This is a genomic window from Maribacter sp. MAR_2009_72, assembly GCF_007827235.1.
GTDB lineage: Bacteria > Bacteroidota > Bacteroidia > Flavobacteriales > Flavobacteriaceae > Maribacter > Maribacter sedimenticola.
Window position 1 is genome coordinate 599,684 of sequence record NZ_VISB01000001.1, and the last position, 20,621, is coordinate 620,304.

Here is a 20,621-nt window from a genome sequence, read left to right on the forward strand (position 1 = left end):
CAATAGTTTACAATCAAAAGAATTTTACCTGTATTATAATTTTACCATGGAACAATTTATATGATAATTATGTTTACTGATTGTATTGCTTTTACTCATTTAAAACAGCAGATAAATGGTAGTAGGTTTACCCCAAAAACAAGATTACGGCATCCAGTATTGCTAGTGCATGGTTTTGGATCAAACAGAATTGGGGTGGGCCGTTCATTTATAAACCTTGCCCAACATTTATATAATAATGGTTTTGAAGTATATTCCTTTGACCGGTTGGGTCATGGTGAAAGTGAAGGGTGCTTTGAACATATCTCCGTTTATTATGAAATTGAGCAATTACATGCCATGGTAAATTATGTTTTAAGCAAGTATAATAGAAAAGTGCATGTACTGGGCCATTCCTTAGGGGGTATGGAGGCTGCAAAATTGGCCGCACAACGACCGGACGTAATCGCATCTTTGTCATTATGGGCACCAGCTGCGGTGTTTGCCCATGAAATTGCGGAGCAGGGGGTCATTCAAGGAAAATCAATTGAAGGAGCAGCGGAAAAGGGTTATTTTGATTTTAAAGGTCAAAAATTAGGTTACAAATTTATTGAAGAGGCCAAGGGGTTTAAACCGTATGAAGGATTGGATAATTATGACCAACCTGTATTTATCCATCAGGGAGAAAAGGATGATGTGGTACCTATGGAATATGCTAAAAAATATGTGGCATGCTGGAAGGGAAACAGTAAACTATATACGTATAAAAATGCTGACCATGGCTGGAATGTACTTGAAGAAAGGGAGTCTTTAATACACCAAACGGTGACTGACCTGCTTGACCTTCAATACTGAAAAGCACCCAATATTCGTAAAAAAAGCACCCGAAAGGGTGCTTTTACTTTACGCTGAATTTTAGAATCAATCTTCTGAAATCATTATGGATTTTACATTGACAAATTCCTTCATACCAAAACCGCCATGTTCACGACCGTAACCGGAGTCTTTAACCCCACCAAACGGCATAGCTGGCTCCGCTAAACCAAAAGAGTTGATAAAGATCATACCGGTATCAAAGTGTTGTTCTGCCAACTTTACCGCTTTATCAACATCTTTGGAAAAAATACCGCCACCCAATCCAAATCGGCTATCATTTGCAATTCTCATGGCATCCTCGTCATCTTTGGCCTTGATCAAGCAAGCTACAGGGCCAAAAAGCTCTTCGTCGTAAGCAGGTTGACCAGGTGACACTTGGTCCAAGACCGTTGCAGGATAATAATACCCATCACCATCCATTAATTCACCGCCACATAATAATCGTGCTCCTTTTTCTATACTTTTCAATACTTGCTCATGGATGGTTTCACGTAAATCTTTTCTTGCCATAGGGCCCAGTTCCGTATCTTCCGCAGTGGGGTCCCCAATGGTTAAGGCTTTCATTGCTTTAACAAATTCTTGCTTGAACTTATCATATACTTTCTCCGTAGCAATAAATCTTTTGGCAGCAATACAGGTTTCCCCATTATTATAGATTCTACCTTTAACACTCTTTTCCACAGCTGTGGCTATATCGGCATCGTCCAAAATTAAATACGCATCGTTACTACCCAACTCCAATACGGATTTTTTCAAATTTTTACCAGCAAGTTCACCAACCTTTTCACCAGCACCGGAACTTCCCGTTAAGGTTACACCACGTACCAATTCGTGCTCTATTATGGTATTGGATTGGTCATGGTCAATTACCATTACATTAAACAAACCGTCTGGCAATCCTGCCGTATCAAAAATGGATTTTAATAATAATGCAGTACCGGTTACATTAGACGCATGTTTTAGCAAAATACTGTTCCCTGCCATTAAGTTAGCTATGGTATACCTAATTACCTGATAACTTGGATAGTTCCATGGCATGATACCGTAAATGATTCCAATTGGGGAATATGTGACAATGCCCTTTCCGCCATTGGAAAGCTCACGTTCCTCTTTTTGAAATACCTTAGGAGCATTAGCGGCGGAGTAATCGCAAATAGCGGTACATAGATCTACCTCTTGTTTACTTTGTTTTAAAAGCTTACCCATTTCTTTGGTCATCAGCTCGGCAAGGTCAGCCTTATAATTCTGTAGTTCCTTACCAATATTTTCAATTACCTTTCCGCGTTCCTCAACACTTTTGGTTCGCCATTGTAAAAATGCCTTATGGGATTGTTGAATGTACTGTTCTACTTCGTCATCTGTCATATAGGAATAGGTAGTCAATTCCTTACCCGTGGTTGGATCAATTGTTTTAAATGTTGTTCTTTTTGTTGTCGTAGACATATTCTTTTTCTTTAATGATTTATTGTTGTTCGCTAGGCACTAAATACACATCGTTGATGTTTACTCGCGCAGGTTGCGACAACGCATAATAAATGGCGTCTGCGATATCCTCTGCTTCCAAAGTTTCCATTTGTTGCATTTCCTTCATTTTCTCTTTGATATCGTCATCGGTAATAGTATCGAATAGATTAGTTGCAACGGCTCCCGGTTCTATTGAAGTTATATTGATTCCATATTTAGGGGCCAATTCTTGCCGTAATCCTTCTGAAAACATTTTTACGGCTACTTTTGTTGCACAGTAGACCGCTCCACCTGGAAAATAGCGATGCGCAGCCATGGATGAGATGTTAATGATATGTCCGCCTTTATTCTTCTTAAGTTCTGGCAGTACCGCTGCAACACCGTTCAAAACACCCTTTATATTGACATCAACCATTTTATTCCATTCCTCTGTCTTTAATTTTTCAACAAAGGATAGCGGCATTAGTCCTGCATTATTGATCAAAACGTTTACAGTGCCAAAAGTGGTTTTAGCTTTTGAAACCACTTTCTCAAAATCTTCCATTTTGGTTACATCACCGGAAACCACTAATGCTTCTCCGCCTTCTTCCTCAATATTGGATTTTAAATCATTTAATTCATCCTCGCTTCTGGCCATTAATACCACCTTGGCTCCGTGAGCAGCCAATTTATGTGCCGTAGCTTTGCCAATTCCACTAGAAGCTCCTGTTACTATTATTACACTATTTTCTATTTTCATTACTCATATTTTTTTGATTCCTGAGCAAGATAATAGCACTGAACAAGTATGATTGACTAGTTTACCACTAGCATTGACCTATTTGCAAATAGAGGATAGAATTATTGCTTTTGAGCTAAAAAAAAAGGAAGGTTGAAATAAGTAAAAGGGGTTGCAGAAATAGGACAATAGTTTATTGTTAAGTAAACATTATTAAAATTAGATAAGTTTTTATTCGATTACCTCTCCTTTTTCCGCGGCAACAATTTTTCCCCACTCAGCAATAGATGTCAATACCGGAGCCAAACTCTCTCCAAAAGGAGTTAATTGATATTCCACCTTTAATGGAGGTTTTTTGGTATAAACATGTCGCGTAATCAATCCATCCTCTTCTAACTTCTTAAGCTGTAAACTCAAGGTGCGCTCAGTAATTGTTGAAATTAATTTATAGAGTTCATTATAGCGTTTCTTTCCATTCAACAAATAAATTAGAATAACACTCTTCCATTTACCACCAATTAATTCCATAGCAATACTGGTAGTACATGAAAACATTTTATCATTATACTTAATCAGGCGCTTTTTATGTTCAATTTCCATGACTACTGAATTTATATTTTAAAATTAGCGAACTATAATATAGTATACAACTATACTTTTTATAGTTTATTTAACTTTTTATAATTCATTAGCAATCAGTTATTTATAAGTATGCAATTCTTAAATTATAGTACTATCATTTTTGACCGTTATTGCAAGTTCTAAATAGCCATTCTACTTTTGAACTATACTTTTGATAGTATACATTCAATTATTTAATAAAAGGTTACAAACATGAAAATACCAAACATTGCAAAGGAAGACATTTTAAATGCTTTTAATTACAGACACGCTACTAAGGAATTTGATGCTAGCAAAACCATTTCTGATGCCGATATGAAATTTATCTTAGAAACGGCACATTTATCGCCTAGTTCATTTGGTTTTGAGCCCTGGCATTTTGTGGTCGTACAAGACAAAGAGTTAAGAGAGCTTTTAAAACCGGTTGCTTGGGGCGCTCCTTTAAAATTAGATACTGCCAGCCACTTTGTTTTAGGTTTAGTAATGAAAGCGCCTATGGTAAAGCATAACGCACCTTATATTGAACATATGATGAAAGAGGTAAAACAAATGCCTGCCGAAGTTATAGAAATGTACTCTAAATTTTATAGGGAATTTCAGGAGCGCGATTTTAACCTGGATACGGATAAGAAGTTGTTCGACTGGTCTTCGAAACAAACCTATATAGCATTGGGTAATATGATGACATCAGCAGCATTAACGGGCATAGATTCTTGCCCAATTGAAGGATTTCATCAAGAAAAAGCAGAGGCTTTATTACAGGAGAAATTTGGAATTGATACCGATAAATACGGACTAGCTTTTATGGCAGCCTTTGGATATAGAAAAGCGGACCCAGAGTTTCCTAAATCTAGAAGAAATTTTGAAGACATTGTAACTTGGAAGTAAAACACAATGAAAACATCATTTACAATACTATTTATACTTATAGTTAGCGTTATCTCAACGGCACAAACACCAACAACAGATTCGGTAAAATCTGTAAATGAAGTGGTAACCGCAGATAATGTAAAATGGGGTTGGTTAAATCCGTTACGAGGCGATAAGAGTCCCGCTGCAGGAAAACTTTGGGGAGACAGAACCAAAAAAGAACCAACGGGATTTTTGGTAAAATTCAAAAAAGGATTTTCATCGCCTCCACACATTCACAACATTACTTATAGAGGTGTAGTAATACAAGGTTTATTACATAATGATGATGAAAAAGCAGAAAAACAATGTTTACCAGCAGGTTCTTATTGGCAACAACCAGCAGGAGAAGCGCATATTACCGCTGCTGACGGTGAAGAAAATATGGCGTTTTTAGACATTCAAGAAGGTCCGTATTTGGTAAAACCAACATCAGAAGCCTTTGATAATGGTGAAAGACCTGTAAATGTTGATAAAACAAACTTGGTTTGGTTAAACGCTAACGACATCCAATGGGTTGCTGAAAAGAGTAATGTGCAAACTGCCTTTTTATGGGGAAGTCATCAAAAAAATCAGCTACGTGCCGCACTTTTAAAATTGCCAGCAGGTTTCAAGGGAAGTATCAAAAACTTAAGTCCCAATTTTAGGGCTGTAGTTATCTCTGGCAAGGTAACCCACCAATTTTCTATAAAGGAGGCTAAAAATGTCTTAGAACCAGGTTCTTATTTTGGAGCTGAAGAAAATGCTGAGCCTTTGTTGGATACAGATACAGAAACGGTTATTTACATCCGCTCTAATGGTGATTTTGAAGTGAAATAAACCATAAGAATTGTTATGAAAAGGAAAGATAGGTAAGACAAGTAGGTATTTCCCCTAAAAAAGGAGTTGACATTCTGTACAATTTAAATATGACAGATTTAGCAAAAACAGGTGAGTATTTTGATAATAACCGTGGTGGATATAACAAAGCTCATACGGATGCTTATAATGCTTCCAAAATAGAAGAATTATTACAAATTACCGATCGTTTTTTTCCTAACATATAATTTTGGCTTTGCTTTATAATTCTAATGTACCGTAGCTCACAAAATTCAAGTAATTTTGCTTTTTTAAAAAAATATTGGAGAAGTTGCTATTTTTAAACGTTCGCTTTATTTTTTTAGATAGCTAATTTCTTATCTAATGGATGATTTAATAACCTTTTCTATTACCGTATTTACTGGTTTTTTTGCCATTACCAACCCTATATCCAATATGACGGTATTCCTGTCGCTTACCCAAGGAGCGGATAACAGGACCAAACAGGATATCAATAAAAGAGCCAATATCATAGCGTTTATAATTGTTTTGGTATTCGTTCTTTTGGGCAAGTTTATTTTTGAGCTGTTCAACATTAGTATTCCTGCATTTAAGATAACCGGGGGTATTTTAATATTTTATATTGGGTTTGATATGCTTCAATCCAAACAATCCAGTATTAAGAGTATTAAAAATGTGCATATTGATGAGAATATAGCGGTATCCCCGTTGGCTATACCCATTTTGGCCGGTCCGGGAACCATTGTTACTTCAATGAACTTTGTCTCCAACGTAGAACCTATACAGATTATAATTGTGATTGCAATTTTCGGTTTTATGAGCTTACTTACCTATTTTACGTTTAGGCTCAGTAATCTGATCGTACGGCTTGTTGGCTATAATGTTATATCCGTAATCGGTAAGATTATGGGATTGATCATTGCCATCATAGGCACAGGTATGATCATTGAAGGTATTAAACTTTCGTTTGATTTGATTACAAACTAAATATCAGACCATATCCATATACATTTGACCATGAAAAAAGTGCTGGTTTTATTCGCTCATCCAAAGTATGAAAAATCCAGGGCTAACCAAGTTCTAATAAATGCCATTGCAAAAAAAGAGGGGGTTACTTTTCATGATCTATATGAAATATATCCGGATTTCCATATAGATGTAGACGCGGAAAAAAAATTGTTGGAAGCACATGATGTCATTATTTGGCATCATCCTATGTATTGGTACAGTTGTCCTCCTTTATTAAAACAGTGGATAGATATGGTGCTCGAGTTCAACTGGGCATATGGACCCAAAGGTAAGGCTTTACAGGATAAACTATGTTTAAATGCAATAACTACGGGTGGCTCCAAAGAACTGTACTGTTCCCAAGGAAGTAACAGTTATACCATCAATGAATTTTTAAGACCTTTTGAACAAACGGCCAATTTATGCCTCATGAAATATCAAAAGCCTTTTGCGGTAATGGGCACCTATAAATTGACCAATGAAGAACTAGATGGTTATGGAGCCGCTTATAATGCGCTAATAGATAGTTTACAGCAATTTTAATATTCCTGTTCTGGACGGTATAAAAGTTAATAGTTTAAATTAAATCAATATGACGGGAAGTATACTTTTTGATGCCATAGTTTTCTTACTTGGTGCCATAATTTGCGTTTCGGTTGCCAAAAAATTAGGGCTTAGTTCCGTACTGGGATATCTTATGGCTGGAGTGTTGATAGGACCATACGTATTGGGGTTCATTGGGGAAGAAGGCGAGGATATTCTTCACTTTGCGGAATTTGGGGTGGTAGTCATGCTTTTTTTGATCGGTCTGGAAATTGAACCTAGGAATTTTTGGAATATGCGTAAGACCATTGCCGGGATGGGCGGCTTGCAGGTGGCAGGTACGCTATTGATAACGTATTTCTTCTTTTATGCCATAGGTTTTGATTGGAAAGTTTCTTTGGTGGTGGCCATGGCCGTAGCACTTTCCTCCACAGCAATAGCCATGCAAACCATAAAGGAAAAAGGGCTTATGGAAACAACTTTTGGCACCTCAGCCTTTTCCATATTATTGTTTCAAGATATAATTGTGATATTTATGTTGGGGGCACTTCCCCTGTTGTCCAGTTCGGAAACTGGGGTAGTTGCCGGCACTCATGAAACATCGGGTAATTTATTGGATAGCCTGCCATTGGGTTATCAAACCTTGGCGATTATTTTATCGGTCGTATTGATTATTGTAACCGGTAGGTATTTGATCGTTCCCATGTTGCGTAAAGTAGCGCAGACCGGAGTACGCGAATTACTGATTGCCTCTGCACTGCTCATTGTATTCAGTATATCCTTTTTAATGGAATATGTTGGTTTATCGCCAGCATTAGGAGCATTTTTGGGTGGTGTTGTATTGTCAAATAGCGAATATAAGCACGAGTTGGAAAGTACGTTGGAACCTTTTAAGAACCTGTTACTTGGACTGTTCTTTATTGCCGTTGGTGCATCTATAAATTTTGTGGTCATTGCTAAAATCCCGTTCACCATTGGAGGAATATTGATTTCCGTAATCCTTATTAAGGCATTGGTCTTATGGATAACCGCCAGGGTTTTTAGTCTAAAGCTGGACCAAAAGTTGCTATTAACCTTTAGTTTGGCACAAATAGGGGAGTTTGCCTTTGTACTTTTGTCCTTTGCCTTTCAATTAAATATCCTTGACCAAGAGCAAATGGATATTATGTTGGTCATTACCGCACTGACCATGACATTGACCCCTATAATCAGTATTATTAATGAACGATTCATATTACCAAAAATTGGTACTAAAGAATCTATTAAACGCCCAATGGACCATATAGCAAAATCTCAAAATGTCATTTTGGTTGGGTTTGGACATTTTGGAAGTACTGTGGGCCGCTTTTTAAGATCTCATGGTATTGAAGCGACCATACTTGACCAAGATTCCAATAGAGTAGATTTTCTTCGTAAAATGGGGTTTGAAGTCTATTATGGGGATGCCACACGTATTGATCTTTTGGAATCTGCCGGTATTGCACAAGCTAAGATTTTAATTTGTGCCATAGACAATCCGGGGGTTACCAAAGAAGTTACCAAGTTAGTCAAGGAAAAATACCCGCATGTTGAATTAATGATACGTGCTAAAAACAGATATGATGCCTATGAACTTTTAAATATGGGTATTGAAAACATTTATAGGGAATCATTGGATACATCACTGGCACTGGCCAAGGATGTACTTAGTAAATTGGGCTTTAGAAAATATACCTTGAATAGGCAAGTACAAAATTTCATCAAGTATGATGAAAGCAGTTTACGTAGATTGGCATCGGAACCCAAACAAGATGAAAATTATATTTTTAAGGCAAGGAAGGAACTTGAGGAGCAGGAAAAGTTACTAAATGCAGATTTTGAAAGAGGCGTAGTGGCTTATGATAACCACTGGGATAGTGAACAGATCAGAAAAGCCTTGGATAAAAGCAATCCAAATTCCACTTCCTAAATTTCCGCTATGTTCCCATTACTATGCAATCCCTTAATTTTAGGTTAATTTGAATTTCTGTTTCTTGGAAATTCTTTAAATTGTAATATATTCTTAAAAATTGTGGTCATTTATCGAATGTTGGCCATTTCATACACTAAATAAAATAGTAGTACCGTTATAATAATATCACTAAAATAATTTAGCATGAAGATTATAGCCAATAGAATTCATTTATTCACCAGTATATTATTGTTGGTTATAACATCATGTGCCAAAGGAATTGATGTTTTGGATGAGCTACACACCAATAATTCAGTACAGGAATAGAATATAGAGTTCCTGTTTACCAATTCAATCGCTTATAATTTTACCTTTCTGGCCCTTTCCATAAAATGGTCCTCAAAACGTTGAAGCATCGTATTCATCTGTTCCGCATACAGCACATATTGACATTTAAAAATACTTTGGGATATGGCCAACATGGCATTGTATTCCGATTTCTGTTTTAGGAACTCTCCATCATCAATACTACAAATTTGTAATTGTGATGTGCTTACCCCGTTCAACAAGAATAGTTTGTGCAAATTGGTAGGCGTTGTGATCAATATATCTATTCCCTCAAATATTTCAGATTTTTGAATATCCACATGTAGTTCCTTATATCCCATATATACCCTAACATCCGTATATTTTACATACTCTTGAAACGCATCGTGCATTTCAATGACCCGTTCCTTATCCTCCACCAAGACCAACGCCCTGGGCGCATTACCTAACGCGCTACACTTTATTTTTTGTAGGGTAGTGAGAATCAAAGCAGTTGTTTTACCACTACCGTTTGGTGCAATACAGTAGACATTGGCTCCACTTTTTATTACAGGTATACCTTTTTCTTGGAACGGTGTAGGCCCCTCAACTTTAAGTCGCTCAAATGCTTCTTTAAGATGTGGATGTAATTTTTTAAATGACATAATTCAACAATTACTACTTTTAAATAAAGGAAATTCTGTTTGCAAATATACAGACTACTATGGGAGTACCTAAACTAATGGACTATTAAAGAGTCTTGGAAAAACAACCATACCTTATGCATATAGAATGAGAAAAACCCCTAACATAATTCCGGTTAGCGGCACTAATTTCTTACGCTTATTCTGTTCTTTAAAGATAAAACCTCCTACTACCACAGCTATTAAAATCTGACTTCGCTTTATAGCGGATAATAGCATGATCAACGCATCTGGATCCTGTAACGCCTTAAAATAAAAGTAATCTGCCACTTGTAACAAAATACCTACCAAAGGTATGGACCACCGCCATTTAAACGCTTTTCTCTTTTCGGCATATGGAAACCACATAACAGATAAGATGAGAAGCAAAATAAGTACGGTATAAAAACAGAACCAAAATTGCAATGTCTGTGGATTTAAGGTTAAGCTTTGTATTAAAAACTTATCGTAAAGTCCGCTGGATGCTCCTAAAAAGGTAGCCCCAATTATGGCAAATATCCACTTGTTCCGCTTAAAATGGATTCCTTCTTTCTTTCCTATTCTGGAGTAAAGTAATACAGAGAATATAATGATAAAAAAACCGATCCATTGATAAAAATTAGGCTTTTCCTGATAAATGGTAATAGCTCCTATAAAGGTAAAAAATGGTCCGGCCGAACGTATAGGTGTTACAATGGTTATGGGTAAATGTTTTAAAGCTTGGTACGCCAATAGCCATGATGTAGCCATAATCATTGATTTAATCAAGATGTAACCATGGGTCTTCCAAGAAATATCGGTAATATATAACTGAATGCCCATCATATAATCCTTATAAAAATGAGAACCAATGTAGAAGGGGAGGAGTAACAAAAATCCTGCGGATATGGTTCCCAATAACACGGGAAATACCTCATTTCCTTGTACCGCATGCTTCTTGCATAAATTATGCAAGCCTAAAAACAATGCCGCCAAAAGACCTAGGTACATCCACATAACGGCTGCGAAGATATTGGTTTTTAACAATACCACCTACAAAGACTTATCGTCTGGATTTAGAGAAAGTCCCCAATAAAAAAAGGCTTCCTTATCGGAAACCTTTTTGTATCATTTACAGAAAATTACTTAATATGCCATTTTCACGATCTTTTCAACCTTATCCGGGGAGAGGTCTTGATGTTCTCCCAATCCATTCCAACCACGATCGGTAAAACGTTTTGAAATTTCTTCGGCAGTACCTTCATATTTTTCGGTATAATCAGATAATTTTGTGGCTATCCCAAGTTGTTTAAAAAAAGCTTCTGTCTTTTCAATGGCCGCATAAGCTTTATCATCCTGACTGCCTTCCGTAATATTCCATACGCGCTCACCATATTGTGCTAATTTTGCCTTTTTAGCTTCAAAATTATATTTATAGTGGCTTGGGGCTACAATGGCCAATGTACGTGCATGGTCTATACCGAATAATGCCGTTAGTTCATGGCCCATCATATGTACTGCCCAATCTCCAGGAACTCCTTTTTGGATCAACCCATTAAGCGCCATTGTACAACTCCACATAAAATCTGCCGCAGGCTTATAGTCAGATGGATTTTTCAATACTTTTGGTGCAACCTCAATAAGGGTCTGCAAAATACTTTCCGCAAACCTGTCCTGTAAAGTTGCTTCAATAGGGTAGGTCATATATTGCTCCAAGACATGTGTAAAAGCGTCCGTTATACCATTGGCCAATTGTCTCTCCGGTATTGAACGTATTACCTGTGGATCTAATATTGAAAATTCCGGAAACAATCCTGGTCCGCCCATAGCCAATTTTTCCTTGGTTGACGCTCTAGTAATTACTGCTCCTGAATTCATTTCTGAACCTGTAGCCGGTAAGGTCAATACGGTACCAAAAGGCATTCCCTTTTGGGTCCTAATATTCTTTGTCAATATATCCCAAGGCGTATCGCCATCATATACTGCTGCTGCAGAAAGAAACTTGGTTCCATCAATTACGGAACCTCCGCCCACGGCCAATAGATAGGTAATATGTTGTTCCTTGATAATTTTTAGGGCATCCATCAAAACATCATATTCTGGATTTGCGGGAATGCCTCCAAACTCAATAACTTTTACATTTGATAATGCATTACTTACTTGCTCGTAAATTCCATTCTTTTTAATGCTTCCGCCCCCATATAAAAACAGGACCTTTGCATTTTCAGGAATTTCATTTTCCAACTTTTTTATCGTGTCCTTACCAAAAATAATTTTGGTAGGATTCTTAAATTCAAAATTGTTCATCTCTTTTCTAGTTTATAGCATTTTTAAATAATTTACTCTACTACAGTTACCAATTCTTTCATTGGTTTTCTAACTTTTTCTAAATTGACCAACCAGTCCTCGCTCTCGTTTCTGTACCCTATAGGCAACAAGACCGTACTACGCAATCCTTTATCTCGCAACCCTAAAATCTTATCTACGGCATCCGGTTCAAAACCTTCTACGGGAGTTGCATCTACCCCTTCAAAAGCCGCTGCACTTATAGATTGGGAAAAAGCTATATAGGCCTGCTTTGCAGTATGGTTAAAATTTTCCTCTTCACTTTTTTGAGGGTAGGACCCCAATAGCATTTGACGGTAATTTTCCCAACCTTCATTTTTAAATCCCCTTATATCATTGGTTAGATCAAACATATAGTTTATTCTATCTGCCGTATAGGTATCCCAAGCGGCAAACACCAGTAAGTGCGAACAATCTGTAATAACGGATTGATTCCATGCTACCGCCCTTATCTCTTCCTTGACCTGTTGATTCTTTACTACAATAATTTCAAAGGGTTGTAATCCGCTGGAAGTGGGGGCCAATCTTGCAGCTTCCAAAATACGCTCAATCTTTTCTTCTGCAACTTTTTCGCCATTCATTGCTTTTGCCGCGTATCTCCAATTTAATTTATCCAATAATTCCATAAATTCCTTTTAATTTTTTTTTGCTAATTGTTTAATATCGTTCGATGTAATAATTACCGCCGCATGACTGGAAGCATTTGCCAAATTGATCATTGCTTGGGCTATCTCTTCTGCCTGGATAATCTTATATTTTTTTAAAGGCCCAACAAATAAAGGCTCTAAGACCTTAAATATCTTGATACCTATTTTTTCCATGGTACGTTGTTCATCACGGTCGCCATCAATAAGTGAAGGTCTTAATATGGAGGTGTACCTAATTTCCTGTTTTAGCACCCCTTGTTCCATTTCACCTTTGGTCCTGTTGTAAAAGATGCGACTATCCCTATCCGCACCCATTGCGGATATGACCAAAAATTTCTTTATATCATTTTGCCTAGAGAGTTGAGCGGCAGTTACAGGAATACCCATATCTATTTTACGATAAAGTTCCTTGTCCGGTGTTTTATTGGTCGTTGTACCAATACAACAGTAAACCTCATCGGCCATAAAATGATCTTTGAACTTTTCCAACTGAAGGACATCGCCAATATGCTGCTCTACTTTATTGGAAAGCCCTTCTATCCTAGACCTTGAAAATAATTTTATAGTACCGTAACGGTCGTCCCGTTCTAGTTTTTGCAGTAAAATACTACCTGTTAAACCTGTAGCTCCTAAAATTATGGCTGTTTTCTTCATTTTATCGATTGATTTTGATACTGCTCCACGCTGCTTGAAAAGCTTCCTCTAGCTCTTGGGCCCCAATTTTGATAGCTCCTCTATTTTCAACAAGCATTAAGAACGATAACGGATTAATGGAATAAGCGTATAGTAGATAATCTGAAATGGGTTTGATGATACCTTCAGCCTTACCACGTGCCCATAGGTCCAATAGAGGTTGCAAGTGTTTAATGCCTTCACGTCTACTGGGTTCATCGATCATAGGGGTATTATCGCACTGTGCCAGGAACATGGCATCGGCGACTTCCTTTAACTTAAAATCTGCAATACGTTTCCAAATAACCTCAAATCCTTCTTCGACGGACATGGATTCCCTATATGTTTCAAAGGCATACGCGGTATATCTAGATTTTACCTCAATATAAGTTTTGTTCACCAAGTCCTGCTTATTATCAAAATAAAGATAGATCGTAGCTGGAGATACATTGGCCATTTTAGCAATCTTGCTCATTGGAGTAGCATGAAAACCGTCATTGTTAACCAGTTCAATTGTTGCCTCTATAAGTGCATTTCTTTTATCAATACTTTTCTGAAGTGCTGCCATAATTCCTAAACTAGATTACAAATCTATTAAAAATGAACGTTCATTCTTTTTTATTAACACAACTTTATATTCAATCATATTCGGTAGGGGGGGGGTAGATTTTTATATGAAGTTCAATTAAAAAGTGACCATTCATCGAAAAAACAATACTTCCTCATATATTCTAAGGTTCTTCTATAATGGTTTTTAAAATGCTATCGTTAAATTTAATGCATACAATCAAGGTAGTTCCCCCTCCTTTATCGTTTTGATCAAGTGCCATCATCAAATGGGCTTTAATACATTATTGAAAATGTTTAAAATCTTATCCCTAGACGGCGGTGGAAGTTGGGCAATAATTCAGTTGTTGACCTTAAAAGACCGCTACGGTAATATCAAAGGACATGATCTTTTACAGAAATTTGATTTGGTTATTGCCAATTCCGGCGGCAGTATAGTCCTTGCCGCTTTAGCCGAAAATTATACGCTAAATGAAGCCATTGCACTTTTCAAGTTAAAAGAGAACAGAACGCTCATATTTCATAAAAACAGATTTGCAGACCGCTTTTTTCCGGTAGATTATCTACGCTTAATTGGTATAGGATTTGGACCTAAATACAGTTCAAAAAAGAAAAAGGAAGCTTTTGAACACCTCTTTCCGAATATTGATAAGTTGCAGATGTCGGAATTGCCCTTGGCCATTGGCAAAGCCTCCCTAAAATTGGTAGTATGCACCTATGACGCACTGAACAACCGTGCAAAATTTTTTAAATCCTATATAGGCGGCGAACACGGCCATGATTCGGTCAGGCTTACCCAAGCGATTAACGGCTCATCTAACGCACCGGTACAATATTTTGATTTTCCTGTCAGGTTTAAGGCTAAGGACAGTGAGATATTTTATGAGCTGTGGGATGGTGCATTGGGCGGATTCAATAATCCGGTATTATCCGGTATCATTGAAGCCTATAAATTGGGAATTGAACTAAACAATATCAGGGTGGTTTCCCTAGGGACCAGCAATAGCTTAATGTCCCTTCATGACAAGACCAAATTTTGGAATTGGAAACAAACGGCCCAGCAATTCAGGAGAAAAAAACTACATTTTTTAAAACTGGGACATCAATTAAAGTTTTTCCAAGCTACCGTATTCAATCAGGCAAAGACAATTTTATATCAACCGCCCGATACTGCCAATTATATTGCCATGATGTTCTTAAGGGCAACTACTGGGCAAACGCCAAAAGAGAACATGATACGTTTATCCCCTTTGATTCATTTTGACCAGCAAACACCAACAGAGGTAATCCCCCTTATTGAAAAACTATATCAATTGGATATGGATGTGACCAAAGATGAGGAAGTACTTACTTTATTGGAATGTTACGAAGCCTGGAAAAACGGACATATATATAATCAACCTATAGAATTTAAGGTTGAACGCAACAACGATTTACGCTGCATAGAAGGGAACAAAACCTATAAAGACGGCATGGAAAGATGGCGCAAATGGGAAAGTGCCTCGTAACCAAATCCATAAAATTATTTGTTTCATTCTTGTTCACTTGTGTTACCTAAAAAGCACTGCTTTTAAACTGTAAGGTTCTTATGACCATAGCGACAAAATCTATCGCTAACTTTTTTAAGGGAATGATTTTCAATTTAAAATATTTCCTAAAAATGGCTTCATAAAAAAGTCTAAACATAGTATTAGTAGCACATAAATGAAAAAAACTACATATTCCATCTTAGATCTTGCATTAGTATCCAAAGACCATACACTGCAACGGACATTTGACAACAGTCTTAAATTGGCGCAACATGCAGAACGTTATGGGTATTCGCGTTATTGGTTGGCAGAGCATCACAATTCCCCAAATATTGGGAGTAGTGCAACCTCTATTTTAATAGGGTATATTGCCCAGGGGACCAAAACCATACGCGTGGGGTCTGGAGGAATCATGCTGCCCAACCATTCTCCCTTGATCGTTGCGGAACAGTTTGGCACATTGGCATCACTTTATCCCGACCGAATAGATTTGGGACTGGGCAGGGCACCGGGAACGGATAGGGAAACCGCAATGGCCATCCGTTCAGATTTTATGCAGGCGGCACAATCCTTTCCAACGGAACTGCAAAAAATTCAGACTTATTTCTCTAAGGAGAATGCGAATGCTAAAATACGTGCTACAGTGGCAGAAGGCACCCATGTCCCTATTTACATTTTGGGTTCTAGTACGGACAGTGCGCATTTGGCGGCCAATAATGGGCTTCCGTATGCTTTTGCCAGCCATTTTGCAACAACACATTTATGGAATGCCATGGAAATCTATCGTACGGAATTTCAACCTTCCAAAGAATTAGCGCAACCATACATGATAGCCGGAATAAACTGTATCATTGCAGATACCGATGAAGAGGCGGAACGTCTATATACATCGTTGATACGCATGATCGTTGGTATTTTTACCGGTAAGCGAGATTTTGTACAACCACCTACTGAAATGACCGATGAGTTAAGGGATATCGTTCAAAATCCTCAAGTTCACCAAATGCTTAAATACTCCTTTGTAGGTAGTAAAGATACGGTTAAAAAGCAGGTGCAGGAATTTTTAAAGCAAAGCCAGGTAGATGAGCTTATTGGCGTTACCAATATTTACGACATTAACGCTAAAATACGCTCCTATGAGCTTTTTGCCGAAATCATGCAGGAGCTTAACAGTGGGCAGTAATTATTTATTTTAGGGAAATTATACCTAATTAAATATACCGAAATCGTAATAGCTGTCATTAGATTCTCCGGTATGGGAGATTGAATTACTTTATGTCATATAAGTTTTTAAAAAACACTATTTTTAAAGTATGTATTAAGGTTTACCTATGCACTTTTAAAAACGTTTCTCACATTAAACGTTGTAAATCTTAGTAGTTGAATAAAACATCGAATATGGACAAGACACGTAAAGTTTCGCCTCTAGTGCAAAATTCAATTGCAAATTTAAATCCGTTGGAGAAGGATTCCATTATTGAAAGGCAATTGCGTTTTCAAGAATTATTGATCAGTATCTCTACCACTTATATCAATTCAGATTTATCGGATATTGATAAGTTGATTCGCGAATCGCTGCAACAGATAGGGGAATTTGTTGAATCTGACAGAAGTTATATTTTTTCCTATGATTTGGTCAACAATACCACTTCTAACACTTATGAATGGTGTGCCAAGGATATAGAACCTGAAATTGAAAATCTACAGAACGTTCCCATAGATTTTATTCCGCAATGGGTTGAAGCTCATAAGAACGGTGAGGCATTTTTTGTGGAAGATGTAAGTCAGTTACCGGAAGATGGGGAATTAGGTCTACGTGCGGTTTTAGAGCCACAGGGAATTAAAAGTCTAATTACCATACCTAAAATTAAAAACAAAGAATTAATAGGTTTCATTGGGTTTGATTCTGTTCGGAAAATCAATAAATACAACGACCTTGAAAAGGAAATACTCTTTGTTTTTGCAAACATGCTCGTCAATGTTATACAACGTAAGGAAAATGAGGAGCGTATTAAGGAACAGGAACAAAAGAAAGAGGAACTATTGCAATACCTATCTCGCCAAAACGAGGAACTGAACGAGTATGCCCACGTTGTATCACACGATTTAAAAGCTCCGCTTATCAACATAAGTACCTTGATCAGTTGGTTTATGGACGATAATCAAGAAGTTTTGGATGAAGGTGCCATGGCGCCCTTGCATCAAGTGATGTTCAATGTGGAAAAAATGGATTTTCTGATCAAGGGTATTTTAAATTATTCCACTATAGACCGATTGGAGAGCGATGATAAACATATTGATTTCAACATTATTGTGGACGAAGTTGTTCAGACTTTAATGGTACCAGAACATATAAAAATTGAGGTCCAAAAAAATCTACCTCACATTTACGGTAATACCTGGAGGTTTAAACAGATATTTCAAAATCTTATTCAGAACGCTATTGATTATAGCGACAAGCCCCAAGGAAAAATTAATATTGGTATGGAAGAAAAGGATAATGAGTTTGAATTTTATGTCAAGGACAATGGGGTAGGTATCAAATCTACATATTATGACCGTATTTTTAAGGTGTTTACAAAATTGGAAAGTACAGGCTCTTCTTCGGGCATTGGACTTTCCATTGTCAAAAAAATTGTCACTTATTACAAGGGTAATATCTGGGTAGAGAGCAAGGAAGGGGAGGGTAGTACCTTTTTCTTTACCATTCCTAAATAAAACCAATTAACAGCGGCAAACTTCAAAAGTAAAATTGGTCAAAGTGAACATTTATTAATTAATGGACGCCCTAAACTCCTTGGGGGGAATACCCTACTTTTTGTTTAAACAAGCGACTAAAATGTTGGGGATATTTAAACCCCAATTCATAAGCTATTTCACTTACGGTTTTGTTAGGGTCAAAGACTTTCTCCTTTGCAACCTCAATAAGTTTGCCCTGTATATATTCTTGAGCTGATTTTCCGGTTTCCTTTTTTACCAAATCACCAAAGTAATTGGAAGACAAATGCAGTTGATCCGCAAAATATCCTACCGATGGTAATCCATTTGTTTTTGGCTTATCCGATGAAAAATAACCGCTAAGAAGATTATCGAACTTTTCTAAGTTTCTTTGTTAACCACTTCTCGTGTAATGAATTGACGGTCATAAAAACGAAGGCAGTAATCTAAAAACAGCTCAATATTGGTCACGATCAGTTTCTTACTGTGTTTATCTATCGGTAATTCCAATTCAAACTGGATTTTATCCAATAAACTTAAAATCACTTTCCGTTCTCTCGCCGATAAATGCAAAGCTTCATTGCTAGAATAGGCAAAGAAATTGAACTCGTGTATTTTTTTGGCCAAATCGGTACCCAATAATAGATCTGGGTGAAATAGCAATGCATAGCCTTTTGGTACATAATTGGGGTCGTACCCACCAAATTCAATAGTTTGGTTAGGTGCCATGAAAACCAACGTACCCTCATCATAATCATAAGAATTGCCCCCGTACATTATTTTACAACCCACAGCATCCTTTAAAAAAATGGCATAACACCCATAATGAAAACCATCGTAAGCCCTATTGGAGTATCCGTCCTTGTTTACTTTATCAAAATCTACGATACCTACCAACGGGTGCAACACTTCATAATTTCGCAATTTAAAATAATCTGCAATGGTTTTAATTTCTAAAATATTCTTCATGGCCCTTTATATTTAAAATAAAGATAGCGTATTGATTACCATGTAATCAAACCCTAATCTAAAATTCAGTAATTAGGGTATAAACATCCGTCATTTGGGTATTACCCTGCCTTCTTTCTTATCCTAAATTTGTATCGAAAGGTAAAGTAACTTCCATGAATAACGTAGTAGCAATTACACTATGTCTTTTTTGTTTTATGGTTTGTGCCCAAAATAATAACGCTGGGACAACAACAAATTTTTAGATGATTTTAGGGGTACGGCAAGTATTACCCACAATGGCGTTTCATTGGTGCCTTCCTTTGGCGAATCTTACGATTTACCATAGGGCTCTCCTGGTGTTGCGGCAAAATCCAATCCAACTGGCTTACACATTGGTTCTATGGAAACCTTATTACCACCCATTGGTATCGTTAATATGAAAAAGTAGTATAGACCACTTTTTAAATTGTTGGTCTTGATTAGATAAAGAATCAAAAATTTTACAAAAAGAGCTTGTAGCATTCAATTCCTACAAGCTCTTTTTTTATCGCATAGTAATTAAAACTTAAGTCTTAAAAACATACTTTCTTAATGGTTTCCTATACTTCTAAAACATACGCTCAAAGACGTTGCTTATGAAATTTCTTTAAAACAGTATGATAAAGTATAATCCGAGTATTAAGCACTTCTCTTGCCATAAATCCTGTCATACACCAAATCGATGGACTTAAAAAATGCCTGCTTGGAGAAGGGTTTGGCAATAAAGTCAACGCACCCCAGCTCCCTGGCAATTACCTCAAAATCCAATTTAGTAGAGCTAGATATGAACGGTAAGCGATTTCCGTACATCTCTAAAAAGGAAAAACCGTTCATTCCCGGCATTTCAATATCTGCCATCACCACCTGTGGCTTGGCAATCTGTATATGTATCCATGCATCATAGGAATCTTCAAAAGTAAGAACACCGCCTACCAAAGGGTGTGCGCTGGCCAGTTTCTCTGCAAGGGATAGCCATAATGGGGAATCATCAACAATAACTAATTCGAGCTTCATAAAAATAGAATACGATTTTTCAAAGGCGAAAATTACCGCATACTTCAATTATGGAAAATAATTTCAGATGAATTGCCTGAAAGTTCTTTATAATCTAACGCTCAGTACCTAAGCACGGCTCAATGACATTTTTCTTCGGTCAATAACCAGGTCCAAATTGGGGTTAGACCAATGTAGGCTTACATCGATTCTCTACAAATTCCTACAAAAAAAGTGCAATTCCTACAAGATAACTATCAACATGCACAAAATTATAACTTCCTAATAATTAAGTAATTACATTTATACAACCAATTTCCTCTC

The 20,621-nt window shown here is 37.0% G+C and carries 23 protein-coding genes; 11 read left to right on the forward strand and 12 right to left on the reverse strand.

Annotated features, from left to right (window positions below; genetic code table 11):
• The first annotated feature begins 69 nt into the window (after nt 1-69).
• A complete protein-coding gene (locus JM81_RS02455) occupies nt 70-834 on the forward strand; it encodes an alpha/beta hydrolase (RefSeq protein WP_186435513.1) in 765 nt (254 codons plus the stop codon).
• A 66-nt stretch (nt 835-900) separates the two neighbouring features.
• Here JM81_RS02455 and JM81_RS02460 read toward each other — a convergent pair whose 3' ends face one another.
• The 3 genes from JM81_RS02460 to JM81_RS02470 form a co-directional block, all read right to left on the reverse strand.
• Nucleotides 901-2,298, reverse strand: a complete 1,398-nt coding sequence (locus tag JM81_RS02460) for an NAD-dependent succinate-semialdehyde dehydrogenase (protein WP_144800547.1) — start codon at nt 2,296-2,298, stop codon at nt 901-903.
• A 19-nt stretch (nt 2,299-2,317) separates the two neighbouring features.
• Complete coding sequence (locus tag JM81_RS02465) at nt 2,318-3,058, reverse strand: SDR family oxidoreductase (RefSeq protein ID WP_144800548.1); 741 nt, start codon at nt 3,056-3,058, stop codon at nt 2,318-2,320.
• Nucleotides 3,059-3,268: 210 nt separating this feature from the next.
• Entirely contained in the window at nt 3,269-3,637 is a 369-nt protein-coding gene (locus JM81_RS02470) for a winged helix-turn-helix transcriptional regulator (RefSeq protein WP_144800549.1), read from the reverse strand.
• A gap of 234 nt (nt 3,638-3,871) precedes the next feature.
• Between JM81_RS02470 and JM81_RS02475 the strand changes: the two genes are divergently transcribed.
• The 7 genes from JM81_RS02475 to JM81_RS18565 all read left to right on the forward strand — a co-directional run bounded on the left by JM81_RS02475 (nt 3,872) and on the right by JM81_RS18565 (nt 9,194).
• The gene (locus JM81_RS02475) at nt 3,872-4,546 is read left to right on the forward strand and encodes an NAD(P)H-dependent oxidoreductase (protein ID WP_144800550.1); all 675 of its coding nucleotides are present in this window, start codon (nt 3,872-3,874) and stop codon (nt 4,544-4,546) included.
• 6 nt (nt 4,547-4,552) lie between these two features.
• Nucleotides 4,553-5,386, forward strand: a complete 834-nt coding sequence (locus JM81_RS02480; protein WP_144800551.1) for a DUF4437 domain-containing protein — start codon at nt 4,553-4,555, stop codon at nt 5,384-5,386.
• Between the two features lie 89 nt (nt 5,387-5,475).
• The gene (locus JM81_RS18370) at nt 5,476-5,613 is read left to right on the forward strand and encodes a hypothetical protein (RefSeq protein ID WP_186435514.1); all 138 of its coding nucleotides are present in this window, start codon (nt 5,476-5,478) and stop codon (nt 5,611-5,613) included.
• A gap of 136 nt (nt 5,614-5,749) precedes the next feature.
• On the forward strand, nt 5,750-6,373 hold the full coding sequence (locus tag JM81_RS02485; RefSeq protein WP_144800552.1) for a MarC family protein: 624 nt from the start codon (nt 5,750-5,752) through the stop codon (nt 6,371-6,373).
• A 30-nt stretch (nt 6,374-6,403) separates the two neighbouring features.
• Entirely contained in the window at nt 6,404-6,937 is a 534-nt protein-coding gene (locus JM81_RS02490; protein ID WP_089260343.1) for an NAD(P)H-dependent oxidoreductase, read from the forward strand.
• 49 nt (nt 6,938-6,986) lie between these two features.
• Nucleotides 6,987-8,885, forward strand: coding sequence for a monovalent cation:proton antiporter-2 (CPA2) family protein (locus tag JM81_RS02495; RefSeq protein ID WP_144800553.1), 1,899 nt, complete (start codon nt 6,987-6,989; stop codon nt 8,883-8,885).
• A gap of 186 nt (nt 8,886-9,071) precedes the next feature.
• Nucleotides 9,072-9,194, forward strand: coding sequence for a hypothetical protein (locus tag JM81_RS18565; RefSeq protein WP_261374939.1), 123 nt, complete (start codon nt 9,072-9,074; stop codon nt 9,192-9,194).
• A gap of 32 nt (nt 9,195-9,226) precedes the next feature.
• Here JM81_RS18565 and JM81_RS02500 read toward each other — a convergent pair whose 3' ends face one another.
• From JM81_RS02500 to JM81_RS02525, 6 genes are all read right to left on the reverse strand, one after another.
• On the reverse strand, nt 9,227-9,838 hold the full coding sequence (locus JM81_RS02500) for a DEAD/DEAH box helicase (RefSeq protein WP_144800554.1): 612 nt from the start codon (nt 9,836-9,838) through the stop codon (nt 9,227-9,229).
• A 114-nt stretch (nt 9,839-9,952) separates the two neighbouring features.
• Nucleotides 9,953-10,852, reverse strand: a complete 900-nt coding sequence (locus tag JM81_RS02505) for a DMT family transporter (RefSeq protein ID WP_144805559.1) — start codon at nt 10,850-10,852, stop codon at nt 9,953-9,955.
• 129 nt (nt 10,853-10,981) lie between these two features.
• Nucleotides 10,982-12,142: an iron-containing alcohol dehydrogenase gene (locus JM81_RS02510; protein WP_144800555.1), complete on the reverse strand. Its 1,161-nt coding sequence runs from the start codon at nt 12,140-12,142 to the stop codon at nt 10,982-10,984.
• 32 nt (nt 12,143-12,174) lie between these two features.
• Nucleotides 12,175-12,807: an NAD(P)H-dependent oxidoreductase gene (locus JM81_RS02515; RefSeq protein WP_144800556.1), complete on the reverse strand. Its 633-nt coding sequence runs from the start codon at nt 12,805-12,807 to the stop codon at nt 12,175-12,177.
• A gap of 9 nt (nt 12,808-12,816) precedes the next feature.
• The gene (locus JM81_RS02520; RefSeq protein ID WP_144800557.1) at nt 12,817-13,482 is read right to left on the reverse strand and encodes an NAD(P)H-binding protein; all 666 of its coding nucleotides are present in this window, start codon (nt 13,480-13,482) and stop codon (nt 12,817-12,819) included.
• Between the two features lies 1 nt (nt 13,483).
• Nucleotides 13,484-14,068, reverse strand: a complete 585-nt coding sequence (locus JM81_RS02525; RefSeq protein ID WP_144800558.1) for a TetR/AcrR family transcriptional regulator — start codon at nt 14,066-14,068, stop codon at nt 13,484-13,486.
• Nucleotides 14,069-14,360: 292 nt separating this feature from the next.
• Between JM81_RS02525 and JM81_RS02530 the strand changes: the two genes are divergently transcribed.
• The 3 genes from JM81_RS02530 (at nt 14,361) to JM81_RS02540 (ending at nt 18,314) form a co-directional block, all read left to right on the forward strand.
• Nucleotides 14,361-15,575: a patatin-like phospholipase family protein gene (locus tag JM81_RS02530; protein WP_186435515.1), complete on the forward strand. Its 1,215-nt coding sequence runs from the start codon at nt 14,361-14,363 to the stop codon at nt 15,573-15,575.
• A 196-nt stretch (nt 15,576-15,771) separates the two neighbouring features.
• The gene (locus tag JM81_RS02535) at nt 15,772-16,779 is read left to right on the forward strand and encodes an LLM class flavin-dependent oxidoreductase (protein ID WP_144800560.1); all 1,008 of its coding nucleotides are present in this window, start codon (nt 15,772-15,774) and stop codon (nt 16,777-16,779) included.
• 215 nt (nt 16,780-16,994) lie between these two features.
• Nucleotides 16,995-18,314 carry a sensor histidine kinase gene (locus tag JM81_RS02540; RefSeq protein WP_144800561.1) on the forward strand — a complete coding sequence of 440 codons (1,320 nt, stop codon included), beginning with the start codon at nt 16,995-16,997 and terminating at the stop codon, nt 18,312-18,314.
• A gap of 70 nt (nt 18,315-18,384) precedes the next feature.
• Here JM81_RS02540 and JM81_RS18655 read toward each other — a convergent pair whose 3' ends face one another.
• The 3 genes from JM81_RS18655 to JM81_RS02550 all read right to left on the reverse strand — a co-directional run bounded on the left by JM81_RS18655 (nt 18,385) and on the right by JM81_RS02550 (nt 20,318).
• The gene (locus JM81_RS18655) at nt 18,385-18,600 is read right to left on the reverse strand and encodes a helix-turn-helix transcriptional regulator (RefSeq protein WP_315897738.1); all 216 of its coding nucleotides are present in this window, start codon (nt 18,598-18,600) and stop codon (nt 18,385-18,387) included.
• A 95-nt stretch (nt 18,601-18,695) separates the two neighbouring features.
• Entirely contained in the window at nt 18,696-19,283 is a 588-nt protein-coding gene (locus JM81_RS02545) for a hypothetical protein (RefSeq protein ID WP_315897739.1), read from the reverse strand.
• Between the two features lie 660 nt (nt 19,284-19,943).
• On the reverse strand, nt 19,944-20,318 hold the full coding sequence (locus JM81_RS02550) for a PleD family two-component system response regulator (protein WP_089260322.1): 375 nt from the start codon (nt 20,316-20,318) through the stop codon (nt 19,944-19,946).
• Between the last annotated feature and the right edge of the window lie 303 nt (nt 20,319-20,621).

What these genes read in the sequence shown, in the direction of transcription:
- JM81_RS02545 (WP_315897739.1), bottom strand. Translation starts at nt 19,283, where the DNA reads ATGAAGAATATTTTAGAAATTAAAACCATTGCAGATTATTTTAAATTG.
- JM81_RS02530 (WP_186435515.1), top strand. Translation starts at nt 14,361, where the DNA reads ATGTTTAAAATCTTATCCCTAGACGGCGGTGGAAGTTGGGCAATAATT.
- JM81_RS02535 (WP_144800560.1), top strand. Translation starts at nt 15,772, where the DNA reads ATGAAAAAAACTACATATTCCATCTTAGATCTTGCATTAGTATCCAAA.
- JM81_RS02495 (WP_144800553.1), top strand. Translation starts at nt 6,987, where the DNA reads ATGACGGGAAGTATACTTTTTGATGCCATAGTTTTCTTACTTGGTGCC.
- JM81_RS02550 (WP_089260322.1), bottom strand. Translation starts at nt 20,318, where the DNA reads ATGAAGCTCGAATTAGTTATTGTTGATGATTCCCCATTATGGCTATCC.
- JM81_RS02490 (WP_089260343.1), top strand. Translation starts at nt 6,404, where the DNA reads ATGAAAAAAGTGCTGGTTTTATTCGCTCATCCAAAGTATGAAAAATCC.
- JM81_RS02455 (WP_186435513.1), top strand. Translation starts at nt 70, where the DNA reads ATGTTTACTGATTGTATTGCTTTTACTCATTTAAAACAGCAGATAAAT.
- JM81_RS02540 (WP_144800561.1), top strand. Translation starts at nt 16,995, where the DNA reads ATGGACAAGACACGTAAAGTTTCGCCTCTAGTGCAAAATTCAATTGCA.
- JM81_RS18370 (WP_186435514.1), top strand. Translation starts at nt 5,476, where the DNA reads ATGACAGATTTAGCAAAAACAGGTGAGTATTTTGATAATAACCGTGGT.
- JM81_RS02470 (WP_144800549.1), bottom strand. Translation starts at nt 3,637, where the DNA reads ATGGAAATTGAACATAAAAAGCGCCTGATTAAGTATAATGATAAAATG.
- JM81_RS02520 (WP_144800557.1), bottom strand. Translation starts at nt 13,482, where the DNA reads ATGAAGAAAACAGCCATAATTTTAGGAGCTACAGGTTTAACAGGTAGT.
- JM81_RS02505 (WP_144805559.1), bottom strand. Translation starts at nt 10,852, where the DNA reads ATGTGGATGTACCTAGGTCTTTTGGCGGCATTGTTTTTAGGCTTGCAT.
- JM81_RS02510 (WP_144800555.1), bottom strand. Translation starts at nt 12,142, where the DNA reads ATGAACAATTTTGAATTTAAGAATCCTACCAAAATTATTTTTGGTAAG.
- JM81_RS02515 (WP_144800556.1), bottom strand. Translation starts at nt 12,807, where the DNA reads ATGGAATTATTGGATAAATTAAATTGGAGATACGCGGCAAAAGCAATG.
- JM81_RS02480 (WP_144800551.1), top strand. Translation starts at nt 4,553, where the DNA reads ATGAAAACATCATTTACAATACTATTTATACTTATAGTTAGCGTTATC.
- JM81_RS02500 (WP_144800554.1), bottom strand. Translation starts at nt 9,838, where the DNA reads ATGTCATTTAAAAAATTACATCCACATCTTAAAGAAGCATTTGAGCGA.
- JM81_RS02475 (WP_144800550.1), top strand. Translation starts at nt 3,872, where the DNA reads ATGAAAATACCAAACATTGCAAAGGAAGACATTTTAAATGCTTTTAAT.
- JM81_RS18565 (WP_261374939.1), top strand. Translation starts at nt 9,072, where the DNA reads ATGAAGATTATAGCCAATAGAATTCATTTATTCACCAGTATATTATTG.
- JM81_RS02525 (WP_144800558.1), bottom strand. Translation starts at nt 14,068, where the DNA reads ATGGCAGCACTTCAGAAAAGTATTGATAAAAGAAATGCACTTATAGAG.
- JM81_RS02460 (WP_144800547.1), bottom strand. Translation starts at nt 2,298, where the DNA reads ATGTCTACGACAACAAAAAGAACAACATTTAAAACAATTGATCCAACC.
- JM81_RS02485 (WP_144800552.1), top strand. Translation starts at nt 5,750, where the DNA reads ATGGATGATTTAATAACCTTTTCTATTACCGTATTTACTGGTTTTTTT.
- JM81_RS02465 (WP_144800548.1), bottom strand. Translation starts at nt 3,058, where the DNA reads ATGAAAATAGAAAATAGTGTAATAATAGTAACAGGAGCTTCTAGTGGA.